Raw genomic sequence first — 16,609 nt, 5'->3', positions numbered from 1 at the left:
ATTCTTTTTTGAGTTCCGTGAATTAGCGTTTTAGGGAGACTAAATGATATGGCACAAAATTCAGGTAATCTCATTGTTAAGGGGACAACTACAGTTGGTGTCGTCTGTACAGACGGCGTTATTTTGGCTTCGGATACACGCGTGACTATGGGTTACTATGTTGCCCATAAACAAGGCAAGAAAGTTTACAAGATTGATGAGCATGTGGGTATGACGATTGCGGGGAGCGTTGCTGATGCCCAAAAGGTCATTGACATTATAACCGCTAACGCGCAGCTCTACAGGATCAACATGAACCGTCCCATGCCCATTAAAACCGTGGCGCGTATGACTTCTAACCTGCTGTTTAGCGCTCGGGGCTTGATGGCGCAGATTCTCGTCGGCGGCTTCGACGATACTGGACCTCACGTTTACTCTCTGGATCCCTTGGGCAGCCTAATGGAGGAGACCATGTCCTCTACGGGTTCTGGTTCGCCCTTGGCGTTGGGTGTTTTGGAGGACCAGTTCCGTGAAGGCATGAAGCTTGAGGAAGCTTTGCCTGTTATCGCTAAAGCCGTGAACGCTGCCATGAAACGTGACGTAGCCAGCGGCAACAACTACAACATCATCGTAATCAACGGCGACGGCTACCGCGAGCTTTCAGCCGAGGAAAAGCAAGCTCTTTTGTTAAAGGGAAGTTAAAGTTGTGGCTCGAACACACCAAGACAAAGACAAAATCGAAATAAGCCAATACATTCTGCAAAAAGTACCCCAAGAAGCAGAGGTCACAAGGATCGAATACGAAGGACCCATGCTTAGCGTTTATACCAAAAAACCCGAAGTCCTCGTAGACCAAAGCACAATCATAGCCGAAATCGTCGGCGTAATCCGCAAACGAATCGTGATTCGCCCCGACCCCTCCGTAAGGCTCCCAGAAGTTGAGGCAGAAAAAATAACCCGCGAACTCATCGCCAAAGAAGCCGAAATAACCGACATCAACTTCGACCCCAGCCTAGGCGAAATCATCATCGAAACCAAAAAACCAGGCTTGGTCATCGGCAGAAACGGCGTGGTCCTGCAAGAAATCATCAAAAAAACCCGTTGGCGCCCCCACGTCCTGCGCAGTCCCCCCCTAAAATCCAAAATTGTAACTAACATGCGTCATTACCTGCATTCGGAGAGTCAGGAACGCGAACGTGTGCTTCGCACTATTGGCGAACGCATTTTCCGCCCTAAAACCTATGATGTGGGTGATATTCGTTTGACGGTTCTTGGCGGCGCACAAGAGGTCGGGCGCTCAGCTTTTCTGCTTAAAACCCGCGAAAGCAGCGTGCTCCTTGACTGCGGAATCAACCCTGGTTCACAGCGTCCCTTTGAGGGTTATCCCCGGTTTGATTCGCCCGAATTCCAAATCGACAGCCTAGATGCCGTGGTTATTACTCATGCTCATCTTGACCACTGCGGCTTGGTGCCGTTCCTCTACAAGTACGGCTACGATGGCCCCGTGTACTGCTCAGCGCCTACGTCAAACCTGATGACTCTGCTACAGCTTGACTACCTCGACGTCGCTGGCAAACAAGGCGTAACCCCCTGCTACGACCAAAAAGACGTACGTGAATGCGTCCTACACACCATACCCCTAAGATACGGCGTAGTCACCGACATTGCACCTGATATTCGTTTGACATTGCATAACAGCGGGCACATTTTGGGCGCGTCTATGGCGCACTTGCACGTCGGTGAAGGCTTGCACAACATTGTCTACACTGGTGACTACAAGTTTGCTAGGACCATGCTTTTGGAAGCCGCGGCAAACGAGTTCCCCCGTGTTGAAACCATAATTACCGAAAGCACTTACGGTGGACCTGACGATGTCATGCCCTCTAGAGTAGAATCTGAAGAGCGCTTAACTGGCATCATAAATGCGACGTTGCAGCGTGGAGGCAAAGTGATTATTCCTGTTCCCGCCGTAGGCAGAGCTCAAGAAATCATGCTAATCCTTGATGGCTACATGAAACGTGGCATGATGAAGGAAGCGCCTGTTTTCATAGAGGGTATGATTTCTGAGGCAACAGCTATTCACACGGCTTACCCTGAATATTTGGGTAGGGAAGTGCGTCATAGCATACTGCATGAAGAAGTTAACCCGTTCCAGTCTGACTACTTTACTATCGTGGAGCACCCAAGCATTAGGCAAAGCATTATCGATGGTGAGCCCTGCATTGTCCTTGCCACTTCAGGCATGCTTGAAGGCGGACCCGTAATCGAATACTTCAAACACTGGGCAGCCGACGACAAAAACACGATAATCTTCGTTTCCTACCAAATCGAAGGCACCATGGGCAAACGCGTCCAAAAAGGCATCAACGAAGTTCCCATGCTTGACAACGAAGGCAAAATGTCCGTGGTTCAATGCAACCTGCAAGTCGAATCAATCGAAGGCTTTTCAGGTCACAGCGACCGCAGGCAACTAGTCAGCTACCTCACAAACATGTCCCCCAAGCCAGAGCGCGTGTTCCTTTGCCACGGCGAAAAATCCAAAATCTACAACCTAGCCAATTACATAGCTAACAAATCTGGTATAAACGCGATTGTTCCTATGGGTTTGGAAACGTTTAGGTTGTTGTAGGCAGCGGCTGGTTTTGGGCTGGCGTTTTTTCTCGCCAGATTCTTATTTTTTGTGGGCAAACAACTATGCGTTCTTCGCCTAGGCGTGCTATGTCTCCGTTTATGTTTTCGACAAAACTGTAGAGTTCGTTGATTGCCTGTTTGACTTCTTCGATGCTTTTGTTTGCCAGAGGCGTTATGCGTATGATGATTATGTTGCCTTTTTGTGCTTGAGCTTTGATGTAGTCCAGATCTGACAAGTCACGAAGAGGCATAGCTCGTAAATAGGTTACCTCTGCCTCGTTTTGTTCTGGCACGTCGGCGGGTGAGGTTTCTTCTTGCATTCTTGTTTCCTCATGCTGCCCAGTTTACAGAGTCTTGTTGCTATGCAAAGATTTACTCTGCAAGTGTTACTTGTATAGTGTTTTGTGCAGTTAAGCGTTTCTTTCTCCTCAAATAGAATTCTCCATACCAAACACAAATTACAACCATCCACCCCCACACCTAAAACCCCCATACAACGAAAAGCCCCCAACTCCCAATGTTTTGTAGGGTTTTTGTTAACAGCAATCACTATTTTGTGTTCATAACGGTTTTAACTTGCAAATTTATGATTTTGGTACTGACACAGCCACCGCATGTTGAGGTAAAAAGGGATGGATTCCATTGTCGACCCCGAAAACAAAATCTACGTTGAAGGCTTCACAGGTAAACCTACAAAACATTTTATCGCAGGTTCAGACGAGATATATCGTCGCCTGTTCGAGGGTGCTATGGACGCTATTGTTTTGTCAGATGCTGAAACGGGGGTTATTTTAGGCTGCAACCAAGAAGCCACAAAACTCACTGGCAGGTCCAAATCCGAATTAATCGGTATGCACCATTCCTTGCTTTATCCTAAAGACCAAACAGAAAAAGTGGCTCGTTTCAAAGCACATCTTAAAGAACGCCTCGGTACAGTTATCGAAACCGTAATGGTTACAAAATCAGGTGAACGTAGGGATGTGGCTATTAAATCAAACTTTGTTGAGGTTAAGGGACAAAAAATTGTTCAGTGCGTATTTAGGGATATAACTGTTTACAAAGCGAACATCAAGAAACTGCGTTTTCAGGCTAGCTTGCTTGGGGCTGTTGGGCAAGTGGTGGTTGCTGCAGATAAGGATGGCAAGATAACTTTTTGGAATTCTGTGGCGGAGCAGGTTTTTGGTTGGTCAGAAAAAGAGATGCTTGGGGCTGGTATTTCTAAAGTGTTCCCCGATAAGGCTACGGATATTCTTGGTAGCCTAAAGGAGGGGGTGGCTTTTACGACTGAGAAAGTGGTTCAACGCCGTGATGGCAGACCCTTAGCCATGCTTGTCAAAAACTTTCCCCTGCTCGATGCCGCGGGTTTTTTCCAAGGTAGCATAAGCGTTTTCACTGACATCACTGAGCAGAAATGGATGCTTGACGCCCTATCAGAAACCATCGACAAAATCCAAGAACTCAACGAAAAACTACACGTCGTCGAAAGCCTAACAAGACACGACGTACGAAACAAACTCTCCGCCATGAACGGCTACCTCTACCTGCTAAAACGCCAGCTACGCGACAACCCCACACTTTTAACTTACGTGACCCAACTCGAGGCATCTTCCAAACAAATCCTCTCAATTTTGGACTGCGAAAAAATCTACGTGCAAGTAGGCGCAGAAGAACTAACATACGTGGACGTTGGCATGTACTTCCAAGAAGCAACCCTGCTCTTCTCTGACCTATCCAAATACACGTTAATCAACAAATGCAACGGCGTAAAAGTTCTTGCCGATTCCCTGCTCAGACAATTATTCTACAACCTGCTCGACAACACCATCAAATACGGCGGCAACCTCTCCACCATCAAACTCAGCTACACCCAAAACCCCGATGCGGTAGAGCTAATCTATGAAGACGACGGCAACGGCATCCCCGAGAACTTGAAAAGTCACTTGTTCCAGAAAGGCTTTGGCAAAGGCACGGGCATGGGGCTTTACATGATGAAACGTATGTGCGACGCTTACGGCTGGGCTATCACAGAGACAGGCAAAGAAGGCGAAGGCGTACAGTTTGTTATGACCATACCCAAAAAACAAAACAAAGAAGGACAAGCTACCTGCCAGCTACCCCAACCTAACTAACACCGTTTCCGTTTTAGCATTCGATTAGATTTTTGTTGCATCTGTTGGTTTTGGCTCTAACAATTCTTAGTTACGTGATATATCACATTTTTAAGTTCGATTTTGTACAGTATGGTAAAAGGTGACCCTAATTTGCCTAGGCTTCGATGTAAAAAATGCCAAAACGTTTTCGAACAGGACATGCTAACTGGCGTTGTTTTAGGTCCACATATTGGTCCGTTCCATTTTCTTAAATGTCCCGCTTGTGGAAAACGCAGCTTCTTTAACCTGTACTCGTCTGTAAGTGACCCTGTGACTTGGCCGCCGCAAGAACCCGCGCAAGAGCAAACGGAAACGCAGCTTTCAGACGAAGAACTCGAAAGAAAACGCATCGAAGATTCCAAATACGAAAAACCCTAAGCAGTTTTCGTGGTGGCTCACATGATTCAAACCCAAAATCTCACCCGCAAATTCGGCGACCTAACCGCCGTGGACAACCTTACACTGCGCGTTCGTGAAGGAGAGGTTTTCGGGTTCTTGGGTCCTAACGCTGCAGGCAAAACCACCACTGTTCGCATGCTTTGCTGTTTGATTTCCAAAACCAGCGGTAGCGCCCACATCGGAGAATACGACGTCGACCGCAACGAGGACTGTTTGGCTATTCGCAAACTGGTAGGTTTTCTTCCTGAGAACGTTGGGTTATACGATAGCCTTAGCGCGTACAAGAATCTGGATTTTTACGGGAAACTCTACGAAGTGCCCGAGCAAAAACGCCAAGAAAACATCGAACGCCTCCTACGGCTACTGGGCATCTGGGAGCGAAAAGACGACAACGTCGGCAGCTTCTCAAAGGGCACCAAACAAAAAATCGCCATAGCCCGAGCCCTAATACACGACCCACAGCTGCTGTTTTTGGATGAACCCACAGCGAACTTGGACCCTGAAGCTTCCAAAACAGTACGCGACTTTGTCTTGGAACTAAAAAAAGAGAAACGCACCATATTCATTAACACACACAACCTTGATGAAGCCGAAAGGCTTTGTGACCGTATAGCTATTTTGAAAACTAGGCTCGTTACCGTCGGTTCGCCTCAAGAACTTAAACGCAGCCTTTACAACCGAAAAACCATCGTGCACTTCCAACAGCAAGTCACCAGCCAAATCGAAGCCGCCGCAAAAACTCTGAGCTTTGTAAAAAGCACACGCATCATGGAAAACAAGCTGATTTTAGACATGGACAACCCCGAACGCGACAACCCCGAACTTATCCGCGCCATCGTTGCTACAGGCGCAAACATCCAATACGTTACCGAATTAAAATCCACGTTAGAAGACGTTTACCTCAAAGTTATTCGGGAGGCGACTGTGCAGTGAGGTTTTGGAAGGCTTGGATAGTTGCGACTAAAGATTTGGCGGTTTTCAAAAAGAACAAGTACATTTTGTATTCGCTTATCGGCATGCCCCTGTTGATGGGTGTTGTGATTCCTTCGATTTTGATATTTGCTTTGCAAAGTGAATCTGCAAGTCTTCCCGCCGCGAGTCTTTTGCAGGAAGCGGATATGCTGCTAAATCTCTTCACTTCCTACTTTGTTATCATAGCCGCTGTGTTGCCTACTATACTTGCTTCTTACAGTTTCGTAGGTGAGAAAACCGAGAAAAGCCTTGAACCGCTGCTTGCCACGCCAACAACCGATAGCGAACTGCTCTTTGGCAAAAGCCTCGCTGCGTTTTTGCCCTGCATCGGAGCAACCTACATCGGAACCGCCATATTCATCGCCATCATCGATGCGTGGTCGCTTTCGACCCTGGGGGTTTTGCTGCTTCCCAACTTTTACTGGGCAATAACCCTTGGTTTAGTAACACCGTTGGCTTGTGTATTAAGCGTAGAAGCCAACGTCATAATCTCCTCGCGAGTCAACGACATACGAGCCGCCCAACAACTAGGCGCCTTTGTCATCATGCCCCTCATCTTAGTGGTAATCTTTGCCTCCACCATGACCACGTTCCCCCTAACCACCATGACACTAATCGTCTCCGCAGCCCTAGCCGCAGCCGACCTAGCCCTGTTCTACCTAAGCAAAGCAACCTTCAAACGAGAAGAAATCCTAACCAAATGGAAATAAAAGAAACGTTGCGGGGCTACTCTGTGATGGCTTTGGCAAAGTTCCAGACTTTGTCGCTGACGTAGTGCCTACTTTTAATGACTGCGCCCTTCTTGATTGTTTGAACCTCTTGTGAGTCGTAGAGTGCCTCACCCAGCGCCAACGGTTTGCCGTGCTTCTCATCCACCACCGCCACCGCATCACCCTCGCCAAAACTGCCTTCGTAACGCACAATTCCTGGAGCCATAACATCCGCGCCGTTGCAAACAAACCTGACCGCGCCCATATCCACCACAGCTTTAGGCAAACGCTCCACGATTTCCTGTGCTAAAAGCGTTGGAAACACCGTTTTGTCTTCGGCTCGAAACAGCAGGGGTTTTCCGTTGACAAGTAAAACATCTCCAAACTCAGCTTCCACAACTTCCACGCTGGCTTTTGACCCAAAAACATTTTCTGCATCCACATGAAAACGCTCCGCAGTCTGCTGGGTAATCTGCTTTGATTCCCTGCTTTTGAGGTTGTAGCGACGGTTTTTCTGAGGCATCCAAAATCTCCTATTCATCTATGCAAGTATGCGAGATGGCACTAAGCTTTTTTAATTTTCCCTTAAGCGTCTGCCTGCGGCTCTTCTTCGGGGATGGTTTTTCGTTTGAAGATTTTTGTTAGCCATTTGTCTATGTCGACTTTGAGCAGGACAACAGTTACGACGATGGTTAACACGATGGATATGGCTATCATGACTTCTGAGCTTATCCAGCCCGCCGTGGCACCTTTAACCCAGTCCCCTAAGAACGCACCTGCGATGGTGATTGTTATTTTGCCCAAGAAAAACGCGGAGAAAAACTTTACGGGGCTGTACTTCATAAGTCCCAAGGGTACGACGACGGGTTCATCGGGAATTGGGGAAGCTGCGGCGCTAAACAGTAGCAAGAACGCCCATTTCTTGACTTTTTTCGCTTGCACATCAAGTTTTCTGCGGCGGTTTTCGCTTAGGCGTTTGCCGATGAAGAACGTGACCATGTAGTGGACGCTTTTTGCTAGGGACGCTCCCAAGGCGACGAGAAACCCGATGGCTACAAGCGTGGTGGCGTCGGCGTTTGCTATGCCCAATGCTGCGGTTGAGGCTATGAAAAGGTTCGATGGACCCGCAAAGGGTATGAGGTTTAACCCAAAGGCGCTGAGTAAAACAATCAGCAACTCGATAAATGACGCCATTGAATGCTCCCGTATTCGTGCATAGCATACGTGCTTGGTTAATTTAAGTATAAGCTATAATGAACACAAAAACTGCAATAACCGCCCAGAGATAGCCCGCCCCGAGTTTATGCTGTGAGGAACGTGATTATTAGCAGGGCGATGCCCAGTGCCCAAGTGTAGAACGCGAATAAGTGGAATTTTTTGCCGCGCACCAGCTTGGCTAAAAGCTTTAGGGCAAAGTAACCCACAACCATGGCAGCTACAACCCCCGCCAGAACCTCAACTGTGCCCAAGCCCCCAACCGCAAATTGCCCGCGGCTACTGTAGAATTCGTAAATCAAATCCCCCGCAATCGCAGGTATCGAAAGCAAAAACGAGAACTTAAACGCTTTTTCTCGGCGCAACCCAAACAGCAACGCCGTAGAAATAGTTATGCCACTACGTGAAAGCCCTGGGAAAATCGCGAAACCCTGCGCCGCACCCATCAACAAAACTATGCTGTAGGGCAGACCTGGGTTGATTTCTTTGGAGAATTTGGTGGAGTAGACCACGGTGGCTCCGATGAGGAAGGTGCAGGCGATTATGGGTATGGTTCGGGCGGTGCTCTCCAAAAAGCCATCGTAGAGGAGGGCTATGACGGCGGTAGGTATGGTTGCGACGGCTATGCGCGGGATGAGCTGGCCGTTTTCTGACTTAAAATCCAAACGAAACAGCGCAGAGAGTAGGGCTTTTACTTCGTGGCGGAAAAAGAAAACAACCACCATCAGGGTTCCAGCGTGCAAGATAATGTTAAACAGCGGCGTAACATCCAAACCCAAGTAGATGCCCGCAAGCTTCAAATGCGCCGTGCTGGAAATAGGCAGCCACTCAGAAATGCCCTGAATCAAACCAAGCAATACCGTCTGCAACAGTTGATCAAGCAAGCCAAACCCTACTACCACTAGATTTAATACCCTACATCACAACCCCAACCCTAAAAGGTTTTCACCCAAAACTCTATCCTCCCAAACACAAGATGCCTAGCAAAAAACGAGAAAATGCTAGAAAATTGGTTCGCGCTTTTCTTGATCTGTCTCACTCGTTGCATGGCTAAAGGTGAGAAAAAGTTTGTTTTATGGGGTTGTTTGTGTTTTTCTTGGTTAGGCTTAAGTTTAAATCCGTTTAGTCTGGAATAAACGAATTAGTTTTTGTAATTAATCTTCTTCGTACTCTTGCTTAGAGAGCTCAACTGAAATGGAATCATCATGAGTTGCTTTACGGTTCTTTTTTAGATTCATTTCTCTGCCTTGCATAAACGCATTTTCTGATGCGGTTATTTCATCCTCTTTTAACATTGTTTCTCGCTGCTTATCGTCGTAGATGTCTTCTGTTTCTAATTCCTGATTCTCCTTTGGTTCAAAAGTTTCTATGTCTGTATGTTTTACTGGTCGCTTTTTACTCAACGAAAACACCTAGTAATGAATTGTTAAGCCAAGCTTATAATAATAGTGCAAATCGTGAATTCTTGCAGCCGTTTGAAAAACTGCGGGAATGTTATGCTTATTTTCCAAGACCTCGCTTTTATTAATGCCTTAAAATTATGCCCTGCGAATAGTGCGTACGTGAGTTTTATGGGAATTTCATCTGTAAAGCCGCCTCAAACGTCATAGAAGCAACAGGGATTATCACTTCCAAGTTTTGCCATCCTGGCTAAATAAACTATATCAGAAACAAATCAAAAAGAAAGGGGAACTGGGCGCGTGGTGACTGACCCGTTTTGGTCAATAGGTTTAAATTCTATTAGTTTTAATTAGATGGGCGTAAGCAGACGAAGGGTTCATTATGAGTGAGATGACAACTGAAATCCTTGAGCAGAATCTTAGTAAGATAGTGCTTGTGCGGCTGAAAGGTGGAAAGAGCCTGCGCGGTAGATTGAAGGGCTTTGACCAGCACCTTAACTTAGTTCTCGAAGAGACAGAGGATACCACCAACATTGAAAATCAACGCAAACTAGGACTTATTATTGTCCGCGGTGACAACGTAGTTCTAATTTCGCCCCCGCCAAGGTGAGATGAATGGGTAAAGGAACACCATCAATGGGTAAACGCCAAGGCAAAGTCGTTCACATACGATGTAGACGATGCGGCAGGCGCGCCTATCACGTGCGTGACAAGCGATGTGCTGCATGCGGGTATGGCGAAACAACCAAACTGCGCCGCTACAACTGGCAAACAAAGACTCTAGCACGACAAAGAGTCGCCTAAACCTCTTCTACTTTTAACAAAGTTTTCTTAAAACAAGCTTGCCTCTCTAAGGGCTGCTTTTGCAAAACTTTTATGCCAAAAAAGCTTGACGGATTCTAAAAAGGGAAAATGGTGGTTTATTCGTCTAGCGTATCGTAGTAGCCTTTGTCGACTTTGACAAAGATCAGTGGACCTCTGCTTTGTGCCATTTCTCGGGCTTTGCGTAGTGATTTGTTGAGGACGTTGCAGATTTGTTCTTTTTCGTTTAGGCTGTGGTTGTTTTTGTCGCCTAGTTCGAGTTTGATTAGGTTTTCTGCGAGGATTTCGGTTCCGCAGATTTCGCCGTTCTTTTCTAGTGTGGCTACTACGGCTTCCATGATTTCGTGTTTGTTTTCTATTTCTCGCCAGAGGGGTTCTGCGTCGGCTATGTTTTTGGAGACTTTGTTCCAGCTTTTGGCGTTTTGGTCTCCTATGAGTAGTTTGACGCGTTGTTTCCATTTTTTGAGCCACATGCCTGTCCAGACTGCCAGGAAAGCTTCAATTTCTTCGGGTTCCCTCTTGAAGAGTCTTTCAATTCTTTCAGCTAACTCAAAATTGCTTGCTTCTTTGCCAACAAGTTTCCACTGTAACTTTAGGTAGTTCGCGAAGTCTTGGCATGCTATGTAGAGAACTTTGCGGTCGGACCCCAAGATGTCAAGGGCTGGATCTGCGTCTTTGAGTTTCTCGCTTAATATTATTTCTACGTAGTTCATTTCTACCCACTCGAAGCCTTCTCCACTATACCTATGATGTTGAGGCTCTAATTAAGGTTATTAACAATTCAGATATAACTGGTTTAGGCGGAATTTGGCAATATTACGAGCCTCGAAATAGCTCAAAATCGCCTGTAGCGCCCTTATTCTAGAAGGTCTGAGAGTTGGGTTAGGGTTTCTAAAATATAGTTGGGTTGAGATTTTGAGAGTTCTGTGTGGGAGTACAGTCCTGAGAGAACCGCTACGGTTTTGATTCCTGCGGCTTTGCCTGCTTGGACATCAATTATGGAGTCGCCTACTATGGCGCAGTCGCTTGTTTTTAGGTCGATGGCTTCAGCGGCTTTGAATAGTGCTTCAGGTGAGGGTTTAGGTTCGGGCGTATCACAAGCAGTTACGATGCAGCTAAAATATTTGTCCAAACCAAACTGTTTAAGCTCCGACGCTACAACCTCTTTGGGGCTGTAACGCATAGTAATTATAGCTAACTTGGCTTTTTGCGAAAGCGCCTCCAACGTAGACTTCACATCTGGAAACGGCTTAACCTTCTCTTTTGAAACCGAATAAAACGCCTTCAAGTAAGCTCGTAGAAACTCCATGTCATCGCAGCTAACCAGTTCCGTAAGCGGCAGCCTTTGCTCTATGCGCCTTGGAATCTCCAACGCCACAGCCTCCACAGGCGGATCTTGACCCAAATCCAAAAACGCCAGCTTCGCCGCTTCCACATACGCCTCTTTAGTATTCATCAAAGTACCGTCTAAATCACAAAGTAAACCTTTGACTGCAAGTTTGCCTTTTCTCATTTTCTATGCCTGTTAAGTCTGTGAATGCTTTTTCCGTTCATAAGAGTGTTGCGTTAAGCTTATTTGAATATTAACGTGCCCTTAGGGGTTGGCGTGGGTTCCCCTTTTGGCGTTTTGTGGTGTTTGTATGCAAACTTCTATTTAGGACATCGTAAATTGGTGTGTGTTTAGCTTTAGCCAAAAATGGAGGTTGCTGTGGGTGGACGAGCGTAAAGAGGCTGTTGTGGATATTTGTCGTTGTCCGCATTGTGCTTGCTGTTTTTGTAGTGAAGCTGATTTGAAGCGGCATTTGGATGCTTTGGGTGAGTCTAAAGCTAAGCATGTGGATGCTTTTCGCGGTGTGCATAGGCGCCTTGAGCATGGCGCATTTGGCTATGAGTGACTGTTTTTTGTTTAGGTTTGGTTTATGAACGTTGGTTTTAGCGGTTTTTGTTTTCGTTTGATGTTTGAACTGTCAGATTTGCGTGCTGTTTCCTCAAAGTTCTCCTCATGATATGTTACGTGGCAGCTACATGTGTAAAAGCTATAAAGTAGAAAGTCGTACATTGTTACCCGTTGAAGACTGGATGGACATGACTGAACAACCCTTAAACAACCAAGACGCATCCCCTGAAAAACTCCTCATTGATGACCCCTCAAACTTTCAGTTCCACGCCGCATACCTTGTTTACTCCGAACTGTTCGACGGGGCAATTGACGCTGAAGAAAAACAGGACCTAAACCTTAACCTTGAAGAACTTAAAGAAAACAAAATTGACGCCCCAACCTTTTACCGCAACGTGTCACGTTACCGCCATGATTCTGCTTCTGAGCGAAGACATAACCGCTTTTCTGTAACAACGCAACGAAAACGTGACTGGCGCATGAAATCCCAAAGACAGGACAGACTCAAACGACACAAAAAATAGTGTCTTTTTTTGTTACCCGCTTTTACTGTGCTGTTTACTTTTCTTTTCTTCACCTATTCGGGTTTATGGATAAACCTTAAACGCCACTTGCGATATAGGTGGTTTTGTGCAAACCCTGTTGCGCATCAAATTAAAGGAGTTGAGAAATGAGTATGTATAAAAAAGAGATGCACACGGCTACATGTTCTGACTGTGGACAAGAATGCCAAGTTCCCTTCAAACCTGACGGCACAAGACCCGTTTACTGCCGCGAATGTTATGCTAAACGAAGACCTCCCCGAAGATACTAACCTCGTGGCTTGAGGTTTTCTGTTTTTTTACCTCTTTTTGTTTTGTTCTTGTCTTTTTGGGCTGAGGGTTTTATGGGCAATTATTTAAGTTACGACGTGGCATAGGTTGCGTTGTCTATGTTGGCGGAAATTGGTGTTGTGATTGCTGTTGTTGCTACGGTTGTAACAGCGGTAACTGTGTTTTGGATTGGACGGAAAATCAAAGATGTTACTCAGACTGCACGCAACGCCGTGGAAGCTCAACTGCTAGTTGATGTTTTACGCGAATACTCCGCAGACGCCATGGTCAACGCCTTGCAGACCCTAAACAACTGGGTTGAAGAATACAAAGACGCATACATAAAAGAATTCGGAGAACGCTACCAACGCAAAGACCTCTCTGTTATGCCCATCAACCGTGCCCGACGCGTGGTTCTGGGTTACTTCCAACGCGTACTCCAACTATACGACGGCGGCTACGTCTCCGCAGACTTTTGCAACGTCATCTGCCGCATGAGCGGAACCAAAATCCTCTTTGAAGTCGTGGAACCCTTCGACGAAATCGCCTCTCAAATTGACCCCAAGCAGCCCCATAACAAAAAAGTCTTCGACTCCCTAAGGATAATCTGCAAACAACCCCAAACCTAACCGAGCATTTGAGGCGCACAAAGCTTTTCATGTGCTACAGGCAGTGTCTCAGAAGCAAAATCAAAAGCTAATCACCAGAGCTAACCGTGCCCTTTTCATACTGACGTGAATTTCATCACAGACACTACAAATCCCCAAACGCAGAACTCGCGTTTAAACCGTTCTAAACCTGCCCCTCACTGCTTCTTGCGCCGCCAACACGCGCCTGATACTTTGGTGCCCAACTATTTCTTTTGCTCTTTTTTGCCTACGCTGTCGGCGTCGATTTCTTTGTATTTGCCCTTCTTGTCGACAACATAGAAGTGAAAATCGTACTCGTCGCAGTAGTTTCGCAGTTCAATATAGCGGGTTTTATCACCTTCAAACATGTCCTCAGTAGCTACTTCACAAATCCGTCTTAAACAGCCCTTCTTTGCTTCAATAGCAGGCGGCAAACCCCCAACACTATCTGGCCTGTCAAATCCCTCCAAATCTGCTTTGACTTCCCAGCTGTCCTTTTTGAGTTCGTCAGCGATTTTCCTTACGCATTCGTCACGGCTATCTTTTGACTCGGGCTTTTTACTTGCCATTCTCATATCCTCCCTATATAATTGGTCGTTGCATTTATTAGGGTTTCAAAAAACAACTTCGGGTTCATATCACTGTGAACGCCATTTTTCTTTATGTTAACGTTATTTTTTGTGAGGGTGTGCTTGGTTGGGGGTTGCTTGTTTTTCTGTTTTTGCTTTGTTGGTAACGAAACGAGTTTAGACATGTTTAAACAATTCATACGGAATGCTTAATTGGGTCTGCGTTGTCGCTTGTTAGCCTAATTGATTAGCGAGGTTGAAAATTGAAGTCTCTAAAGATAGCAGCTTTTGCTTTGAACGCAGCCTTATATGTTGTAGCTGGAATCCTGTTCTACAGCGTTTTACCCTTAAGCTTTGGACCAGTACGGTTTTGGCCCCAAGCCGTGGTTCCCGCAGTGTTCGCCGTGGCTTTTGGACCTTGGGTCGGCGGCTTAGGCGCAGCTCTTGGCATCTTCCTAAACGACCTGTTACTTGGCGGTAATCCCTTGCTGAGCCTAATGGCTGGAGTAACCTCCAACTTTGTAGGCTTTTGGCTCTTAGGATACATCGCCAACAAAAAAGTCGCGTGGCTAAACTCCATGAAAAGCTACATCGTCGGCACCGCCCTATTTGCCGTGCTCTTGTTGACCGCGTACTTCTACACTGACATAATGTACGTGTACATCGTAGCCGCAAGCTACGCAATGTTCTTGGCAGTAGCGCTGTTGTCGAAGAAGTGGCAAAGCTACGAAATCGGCTCCGTAATCGGCTTGCTAGTCGGCAGCGCCATAATCGGCGTAATGGTACCCCTATACCTACAATACTTCGCCCCCACCGTGGAACCCCTAACCATGGGCGGCATATTCGCCTACACCGTCTGGACGTTCGCCACCGAAATCCCCTTCATGCTTGTCCTAGGACCCCCAATCCTAAGCGCCATATACCGCGCCTTCCCCAACCTCAAACCAAAAGACAAGCCCGGGGAACAGCAGTGAAAACAGCCTCCGCTTTTTCTCCTGCTGGCATCTCCAGTTTTTTTCAAATCTGCGACACAAACCCCGACGGCACCCCCATAGCTGACCTTGCCAAGATGGGTTCACGCGGCGGCGGCTTTGGTCTCAAAAAAGGCGTACTAACCCACGTTTGCGTCAAAAAGGCACCTGAAAACAGCGTGCAGGTTTTCTTGAACGGCAAACTCGAACCCCAAGCCTATACCACAAAAACCGTGGTTCAGGAACTTTTGGGGCAAGCCTTGGGTGCATACAGTGTTGAGGTTAGGCATGAAATTGCGGTTCCCGTAGGCGCGGGATTTGGAACCAGCGCGGCAGGAGCATTAACTGCGGGGTTAGCCCTATCCGAAACGTTGGATTTGCCTTTGACCTGCAACCAAATCGGGACCATCGCACATATAGCCGAAATCAAATGCAAAACCGGTTTAGGCACCGCAACCCCCATGATGCTAGGCGGCGTTGATTTAGTTCTTGAACCCGGAGCCCCAACCCACAGCGTCATAGACCGCCTACCCCTAACGCCCGATTACACCATAGTTGCAGGCATCTTCGAGCCCACCCTAACCAAAGACGTACTCTCCTCCCCAGAGAAACGCGGCAGGGTCAACAGTTTTGGCAAGCAAACTTTGGATGCGATTTTACGCAAGCCGTCTTTGGAGAATTTTTTGGCTTGCTGCTGGCAATTCGCTCAGGATGCGGGGTTTGCAACTTCACGCGTCAAGAGCTTGGTGGAGGCTGCGAATCAGGCAGGCGCGGTTGGAGCGACGCAGAACATGGTTGGTGAGGCGGTGCATGCAGTGGCGCGTGATGAGGATGCGGGGTCAGTGGCGGCGGCTTTTGAGGCGGTTTTACCGAAAGAAAAAATAGTTGTGAGCAAGATTGACTTTTTGGGTGCTCGGCTGGTAGGCAGTCATGAAGAAGTTTAGTAGAGTTGCGGTTGGCGGAACCTTTGATGAGTTGCATCGGGGGCATAAGGTGTTGCTTGCTAAAGCTTTCGAGGTTGGCGAGTTTGTCGCTATTGGTTTAACTTCGGATGAGCTTGTGTCCCGTTTAAGCAAACCGCATGTTACCGCGTCGTATCAAGAGCGACTCAAAGGGTTGCAGAAGTATTTGGCAGCTTTGGGTTTATCCGACCGCGCACAAGTAATTCCGTTGTTCACGGCTTTTGGCTCCTCAACACAAGACCCCCAGCTTCAAGCCATCATAGTCAGCGCCGAAACCCAGCCCACCGCACAAAAAATCAACCAACAACGCAAAAAAAACGCTCTACCCCCACTAGAAATCATAGCAGTCAACATGGTACCCTCCCAAAACAGCCACCCCATATCCACCACCCGCATACGCAAAGGCGAAATCGACCACGAAGGACACCTACTACAAAACAAACCCTAACCCCCCAAACACTAACCTATTTGCCGTCTATTTGGTTCCAAAT

22 protein-coding genes are annotated in these 16,609 nt (G+C 47.0%); 14 read left to right on the top strand and 8 right to left on the bottom strand.

Annotated elements, in window-relative coordinates; translation table 11 throughout:
- Nucleotides 1–48: 48 nt before the first annotated feature.
- Entirely contained in the window at nucleotides 49–681 is a 633-nt protein-coding gene (gene psmB, locus NWF04_04720; GenBank protein MCW4005885.1) for an archaeal proteasome endopeptidase complex subunit beta, read from the top strand.
- A gap of 4 nt (nucleotides 682–685) precedes the next feature.
- Nucleotides 686–2,608 (top strand): beta-CASP ribonuclease aCPSF1, encoded by a 1,923-nt coding sequence (locus tag NWF04_04715; protein MCW4005884.1) that lies wholly within the window; start codon nucleotides 686–688, stop codon nucleotides 2,606–2,608.
- On the opposite strand, the gene sepF is transcribed toward NWF04_04715, so the two are convergent.
- On the bottom strand, nucleotides 2,595–2,930 hold the full coding sequence (sepF, locus tag NWF04_04710; GenBank protein ID MCW4005883.1) for a cell division protein SepF: 336 nt from the start codon (nucleotides 2,928–2,930) through the stop codon (nucleotides 2,595–2,597). The two genes, NWF04_04715 and sepF, sit on opposite strands and share 14 nt — an antisense overlap.
- A 312-nt stretch (nucleotides 2,931–3,242) precedes the next feature.
- Here sepF and NWF04_04705 point away from each other — a divergent pair, with 312 nt between their 5' ends.
- The 4 genes from NWF04_04705 to NWF04_04690 all read left to right on the top strand — a co-directional run bounded on the left by NWF04_04705 (nucleotide 3,243) and on the right by NWF04_04690 (nucleotide 6,841).
- Complete coding sequence (locus NWF04_04705; protein ID MCW4005882.1) at nucleotides 3,243–4,739, top strand: PAS domain S-box protein; 1,497 nt, start codon at nucleotides 3,243–3,245, stop codon at nucleotides 4,737–4,739.
- Nucleotides 4,740–4,871: 132 nt separating this feature from the next.
- A complete protein-coding gene (locus NWF04_04700; protein MCW4005881.1) occupies nucleotides 4,872–5,138 on the top strand; it encodes a hypothetical protein in 267 nt (88 codons plus the stop codon).
- 21 nt (nucleotides 5,139–5,159) lie between these two features.
- Nucleotides 5,160–6,092, top strand: a complete 933-nt coding sequence (locus NWF04_04695; protein MCW4005880.1) for an ABC transporter ATP-binding protein — start codon at nucleotides 5,160–5,162, stop codon at nucleotides 6,090–6,092.
- Nucleotides 6,089–6,841, top strand: a complete 753-nt coding sequence (locus tag NWF04_04690; GenBank protein MCW4005879.1) for an ABC transporter permease — start codon at nucleotides 6,089–6,091, stop codon at nucleotides 6,839–6,841. The genes NWF04_04695 and NWF04_04690 overlap by 4 nt, the downstream gene beginning before the upstream one ends.
- Nucleotides 6,842–6,857: 16 nt before the next feature.
- Here the strand turns inward: NWF04_04690 and NWF04_04685 are convergent, their stop codons facing one another.
- The 4 genes from NWF04_04685 to NWF04_04670 form a co-directional block, all read right to left on the bottom strand.
- Nucleotides 6,858–7,364, bottom strand: a complete 507-nt coding sequence (locus NWF04_04685) for an RNA-binding protein (protein ID MCW4005878.1) — start codon at nucleotides 7,362–7,364, stop codon at nucleotides 6,858–6,860.
- A gap of 62 nt (nucleotides 7,365–7,426) precedes the next feature.
- Nucleotides 7,427–8,035, bottom strand: a complete 609-nt coding sequence (locus NWF04_04680) for a VTT domain-containing protein (protein ID MCW4005877.1) — start codon at nucleotides 8,033–8,035, stop codon at nucleotides 7,427–7,429.
- Between the two features lie 107 nt (nucleotides 8,036–8,142).
- Entirely contained in the window at nucleotides 8,143–8,940 is a 798-nt protein-coding gene (locus NWF04_04675; GenBank protein MCW4005876.1) for an undecaprenyl-diphosphate phosphatase, read from the bottom strand.
- Between the two features lie 270 nt (nucleotides 8,941–9,210).
- Entirely contained in the window at nucleotides 9,211–9,459 is a 249-nt protein-coding gene (locus tag NWF04_04670; protein MCW4005875.1) for a hypothetical protein, read from the bottom strand.
- Between the two features lie 376 nt (nucleotides 9,460–9,835).
- Here NWF04_04670 and NWF04_04665 point away from each other — a divergent pair, with 376 nt between their 5' ends.
- Together NWF04_04665 and NWF04_04660 are read left to right on the top strand one after the other, a co-directional pair.
- Nucleotides 9,836–10,066 carry an LSm family protein gene (locus tag NWF04_04665; protein MCW4005874.1) on the top strand — a complete coding sequence of 77 codons (231 nt, stop codon included), beginning with the start codon at nucleotides 9,836–9,838 and terminating at the stop codon, nucleotides 10,064–10,066.
- A gap of 5 nt (nucleotides 10,067–10,071) precedes the next feature.
- Nucleotides 10,072–10,260, top strand: coding sequence for a 50S ribosomal protein L37e (locus tag NWF04_04660; protein MCW4005873.1), 189 nt, complete (start codon nucleotides 10,072–10,074; stop codon nucleotides 10,258–10,260).
- A gap of 116 nt (nucleotides 10,261–10,376) precedes the next feature.
- Here the strand turns inward: NWF04_04660 and NWF04_04655 are convergent, their stop codons facing one another.
- Together NWF04_04655 and NWF04_04650 are read right to left on the bottom strand one after the other, a co-directional pair.
- Nucleotides 10,377–10,991, bottom strand: a complete 615-nt coding sequence (locus NWF04_04655; protein ID MCW4005872.1) for a hypothetical protein — start codon at nucleotides 10,989–10,991, stop codon at nucleotides 10,377–10,379.
- 143 nt (nucleotides 10,992–11,134) lie between these two features.
- Nucleotides 11,135–11,791, bottom strand: coding sequence for an HAD family hydrolase (locus NWF04_04650; GenBank protein ID MCW4005871.1), 657 nt, complete (start codon nucleotides 11,789–11,791; stop codon nucleotides 11,135–11,137).
- 199 nt (nucleotides 11,792–11,990) lie between these two features.
- On the opposite strand from NWF04_04650, the gene NWF04_04645 reads away from it, so the two are divergent.
- The 3 genes from NWF04_04645 (at nucleotide 11,991) to NWF04_04635 (ending at nucleotide 13,616) form a co-directional block, all read left to right on the top strand.
- Entirely contained in the window at nucleotides 11,991–12,173 is a 183-nt protein-coding gene (locus NWF04_04645) for a hypothetical protein (protein ID MCW4005870.1), read from the top strand.
- Between the two features lie 163 nt (nucleotides 12,174–12,336).
- Nucleotides 12,337–12,699 carry a hypothetical protein gene (locus tag NWF04_04640; GenBank protein ID MCW4005869.1) on the top strand — a complete coding sequence of 121 codons (363 nt, stop codon included), beginning with the start codon at nucleotides 12,337–12,339 and terminating at the stop codon, nucleotides 12,697–12,699.
- 407 nt (nucleotides 12,700–13,106) lie between these two features.
- Nucleotides 13,107–13,616: a hypothetical protein gene (locus NWF04_04635; GenBank protein ID MCW4005868.1), complete on the top strand. Its 510-nt coding sequence runs from the start codon at nucleotides 13,107–13,109 to the stop codon at nucleotides 13,614–13,616.
- Nucleotides 13,617–13,840: 224 nt separating this feature from the next.
- Here the strand turns inward: NWF04_04635 and NWF04_04630 are convergent, their stop codons facing one another.
- The gene (locus NWF04_04630) at nucleotides 13,841–14,185 is read right to left on the bottom strand and encodes a hypothetical protein (GenBank protein MCW4005867.1); all 345 of its coding nucleotides are present in this window, start codon (nucleotides 14,183–14,185) and stop codon (nucleotides 13,841–13,843) included.
- Between the two features lie 263 nt (nucleotides 14,186–14,448).
- On the opposite strand from NWF04_04630, the gene NWF04_04625 reads away from it, so the two are divergent.
- The 3 genes from NWF04_04625 to NWF04_04615 are packed head-to-tail and all read left to right on the top strand — an operon-like array spanning nucleotide 14,449 to nucleotide 16,566.
- On the top strand, nucleotides 14,449–15,159 hold the full coding sequence (locus NWF04_04625) for an ECF transporter S component (protein ID MCW4005866.1): 711 nt from the start codon (nucleotides 14,449–14,451) through the stop codon (nucleotides 15,157–15,159).
- The gene (locus tag NWF04_04620) at nucleotides 15,156–16,100 is read left to right on the top strand and encodes a hypothetical protein (protein MCW4005865.1); all 945 of its coding nucleotides are present in this window, start codon (nucleotides 15,156–15,158) and stop codon (nucleotides 16,098–16,100) included. Before NWF04_04625 ends, NWF04_04620 begins: the two co-directional genes overlap by 4 nt.
- The gene (locus NWF04_04615) at nucleotides 16,087–16,566 is read left to right on the top strand and encodes a phosphopantetheine adenylyltransferase (GenBank protein ID MCW4005864.1); all 480 of its coding nucleotides are present in this window, start codon (nucleotides 16,087–16,089) and stop codon (nucleotides 16,564–16,566) included. Before NWF04_04620 ends, NWF04_04615 begins: the two co-directional genes overlap by 14 nt.
- The last annotated feature ends 43 nt before the right edge of the window (nucleotides 16,567–16,609 follow it).

Source organism: Candidatus Bathyarchaeota archaeon (genome assembly GCA_026014465.1).
Lineage (GTDB): Archaea > Thermoproteota > Bathyarchaeia > Bathyarchaeales > Bathycorpusculaceae > JADGNF01.
The sequence above is the reverse complement of the archived record's forward strand: the minus strand, read 5'-3'. Positions and strand labels throughout refer to the sequence as shown.

Bases quoted from the DNA above. Each gene is read 5' to 3' on its own strand.
- NWF04_04695 (MCW4005880.1), top strand. From the start codon at position 5,160: ATGATTCAAACCCAAAATCTCACCCGCAAATTCGGCGACCTAACCGCC.
- NWF04_04660 (MCW4005873.1), top strand. From the start codon at position 10,072: ATGGGTAAAGGAACACCATCAATGGGTAAACGCCAAGGCAAAGTCGTT.
- NWF04_04655 (MCW4005872.1), bottom strand. From the start codon at position 10,991: ATGAACTACGTAGAAATAATATTAAGCGAGAAACTCAAAGACGCAGAT.
- NWF04_04650 (MCW4005871.1), bottom strand. From the start codon at position 11,791: ATGAGAAAAGGCAAACTTGCAGTCAAAGGTTTACTTTGTGATTTAGAC.
- NWF04_04615 (MCW4005864.1), top strand. From the start codon at position 16,087: ATGAAGAAGTTTAGTAGAGTTGCGGTTGGCGGAACCTTTGATGAGTTG.
- NWF04_04680 (MCW4005877.1), bottom strand. From the start codon at position 8,035: ATGGCGTCATTTATCGAGTTGCTGATTGTTTTACTCAGCGCCTTTGGG.
- psmB (MCW4005885.1), top strand. From the start codon at position 49: ATGGCACAAAATTCAGGTAATCTCATTGTTAAGGGGACAACTACAGTT.
- NWF04_04630 (MCW4005867.1), bottom strand. From the start codon at position 14,185: ATGGCAAGTAAAAAGCCCGAGTCAAAAGATAGCCGTGACGAATGCGTA.
- NWF04_04635 (MCW4005868.1), top strand. From the start codon at position 13,107: ATGTTGGCGGAAATTGGTGTTGTGATTGCTGTTGTTGCTACGGTTGTA.
- NWF04_04685 (MCW4005878.1), bottom strand. From the start codon at position 7,364: ATGCCTCAGAAAAACCGTCGCTACAACCTCAAAAGCAGGGAATCAAAG.
- sepF (MCW4005883.1), bottom strand. From the start codon at position 2,930: ATGCAAGAAGAAACCTCACCCGCCGACGTGCCAGAACAAAACGAGGCA.
- NWF04_04705 (MCW4005882.1), top strand. From the start codon at position 3,243: ATGGATTCCATTGTCGACCCCGAAAACAAAATCTACGTTGAAGGCTTC.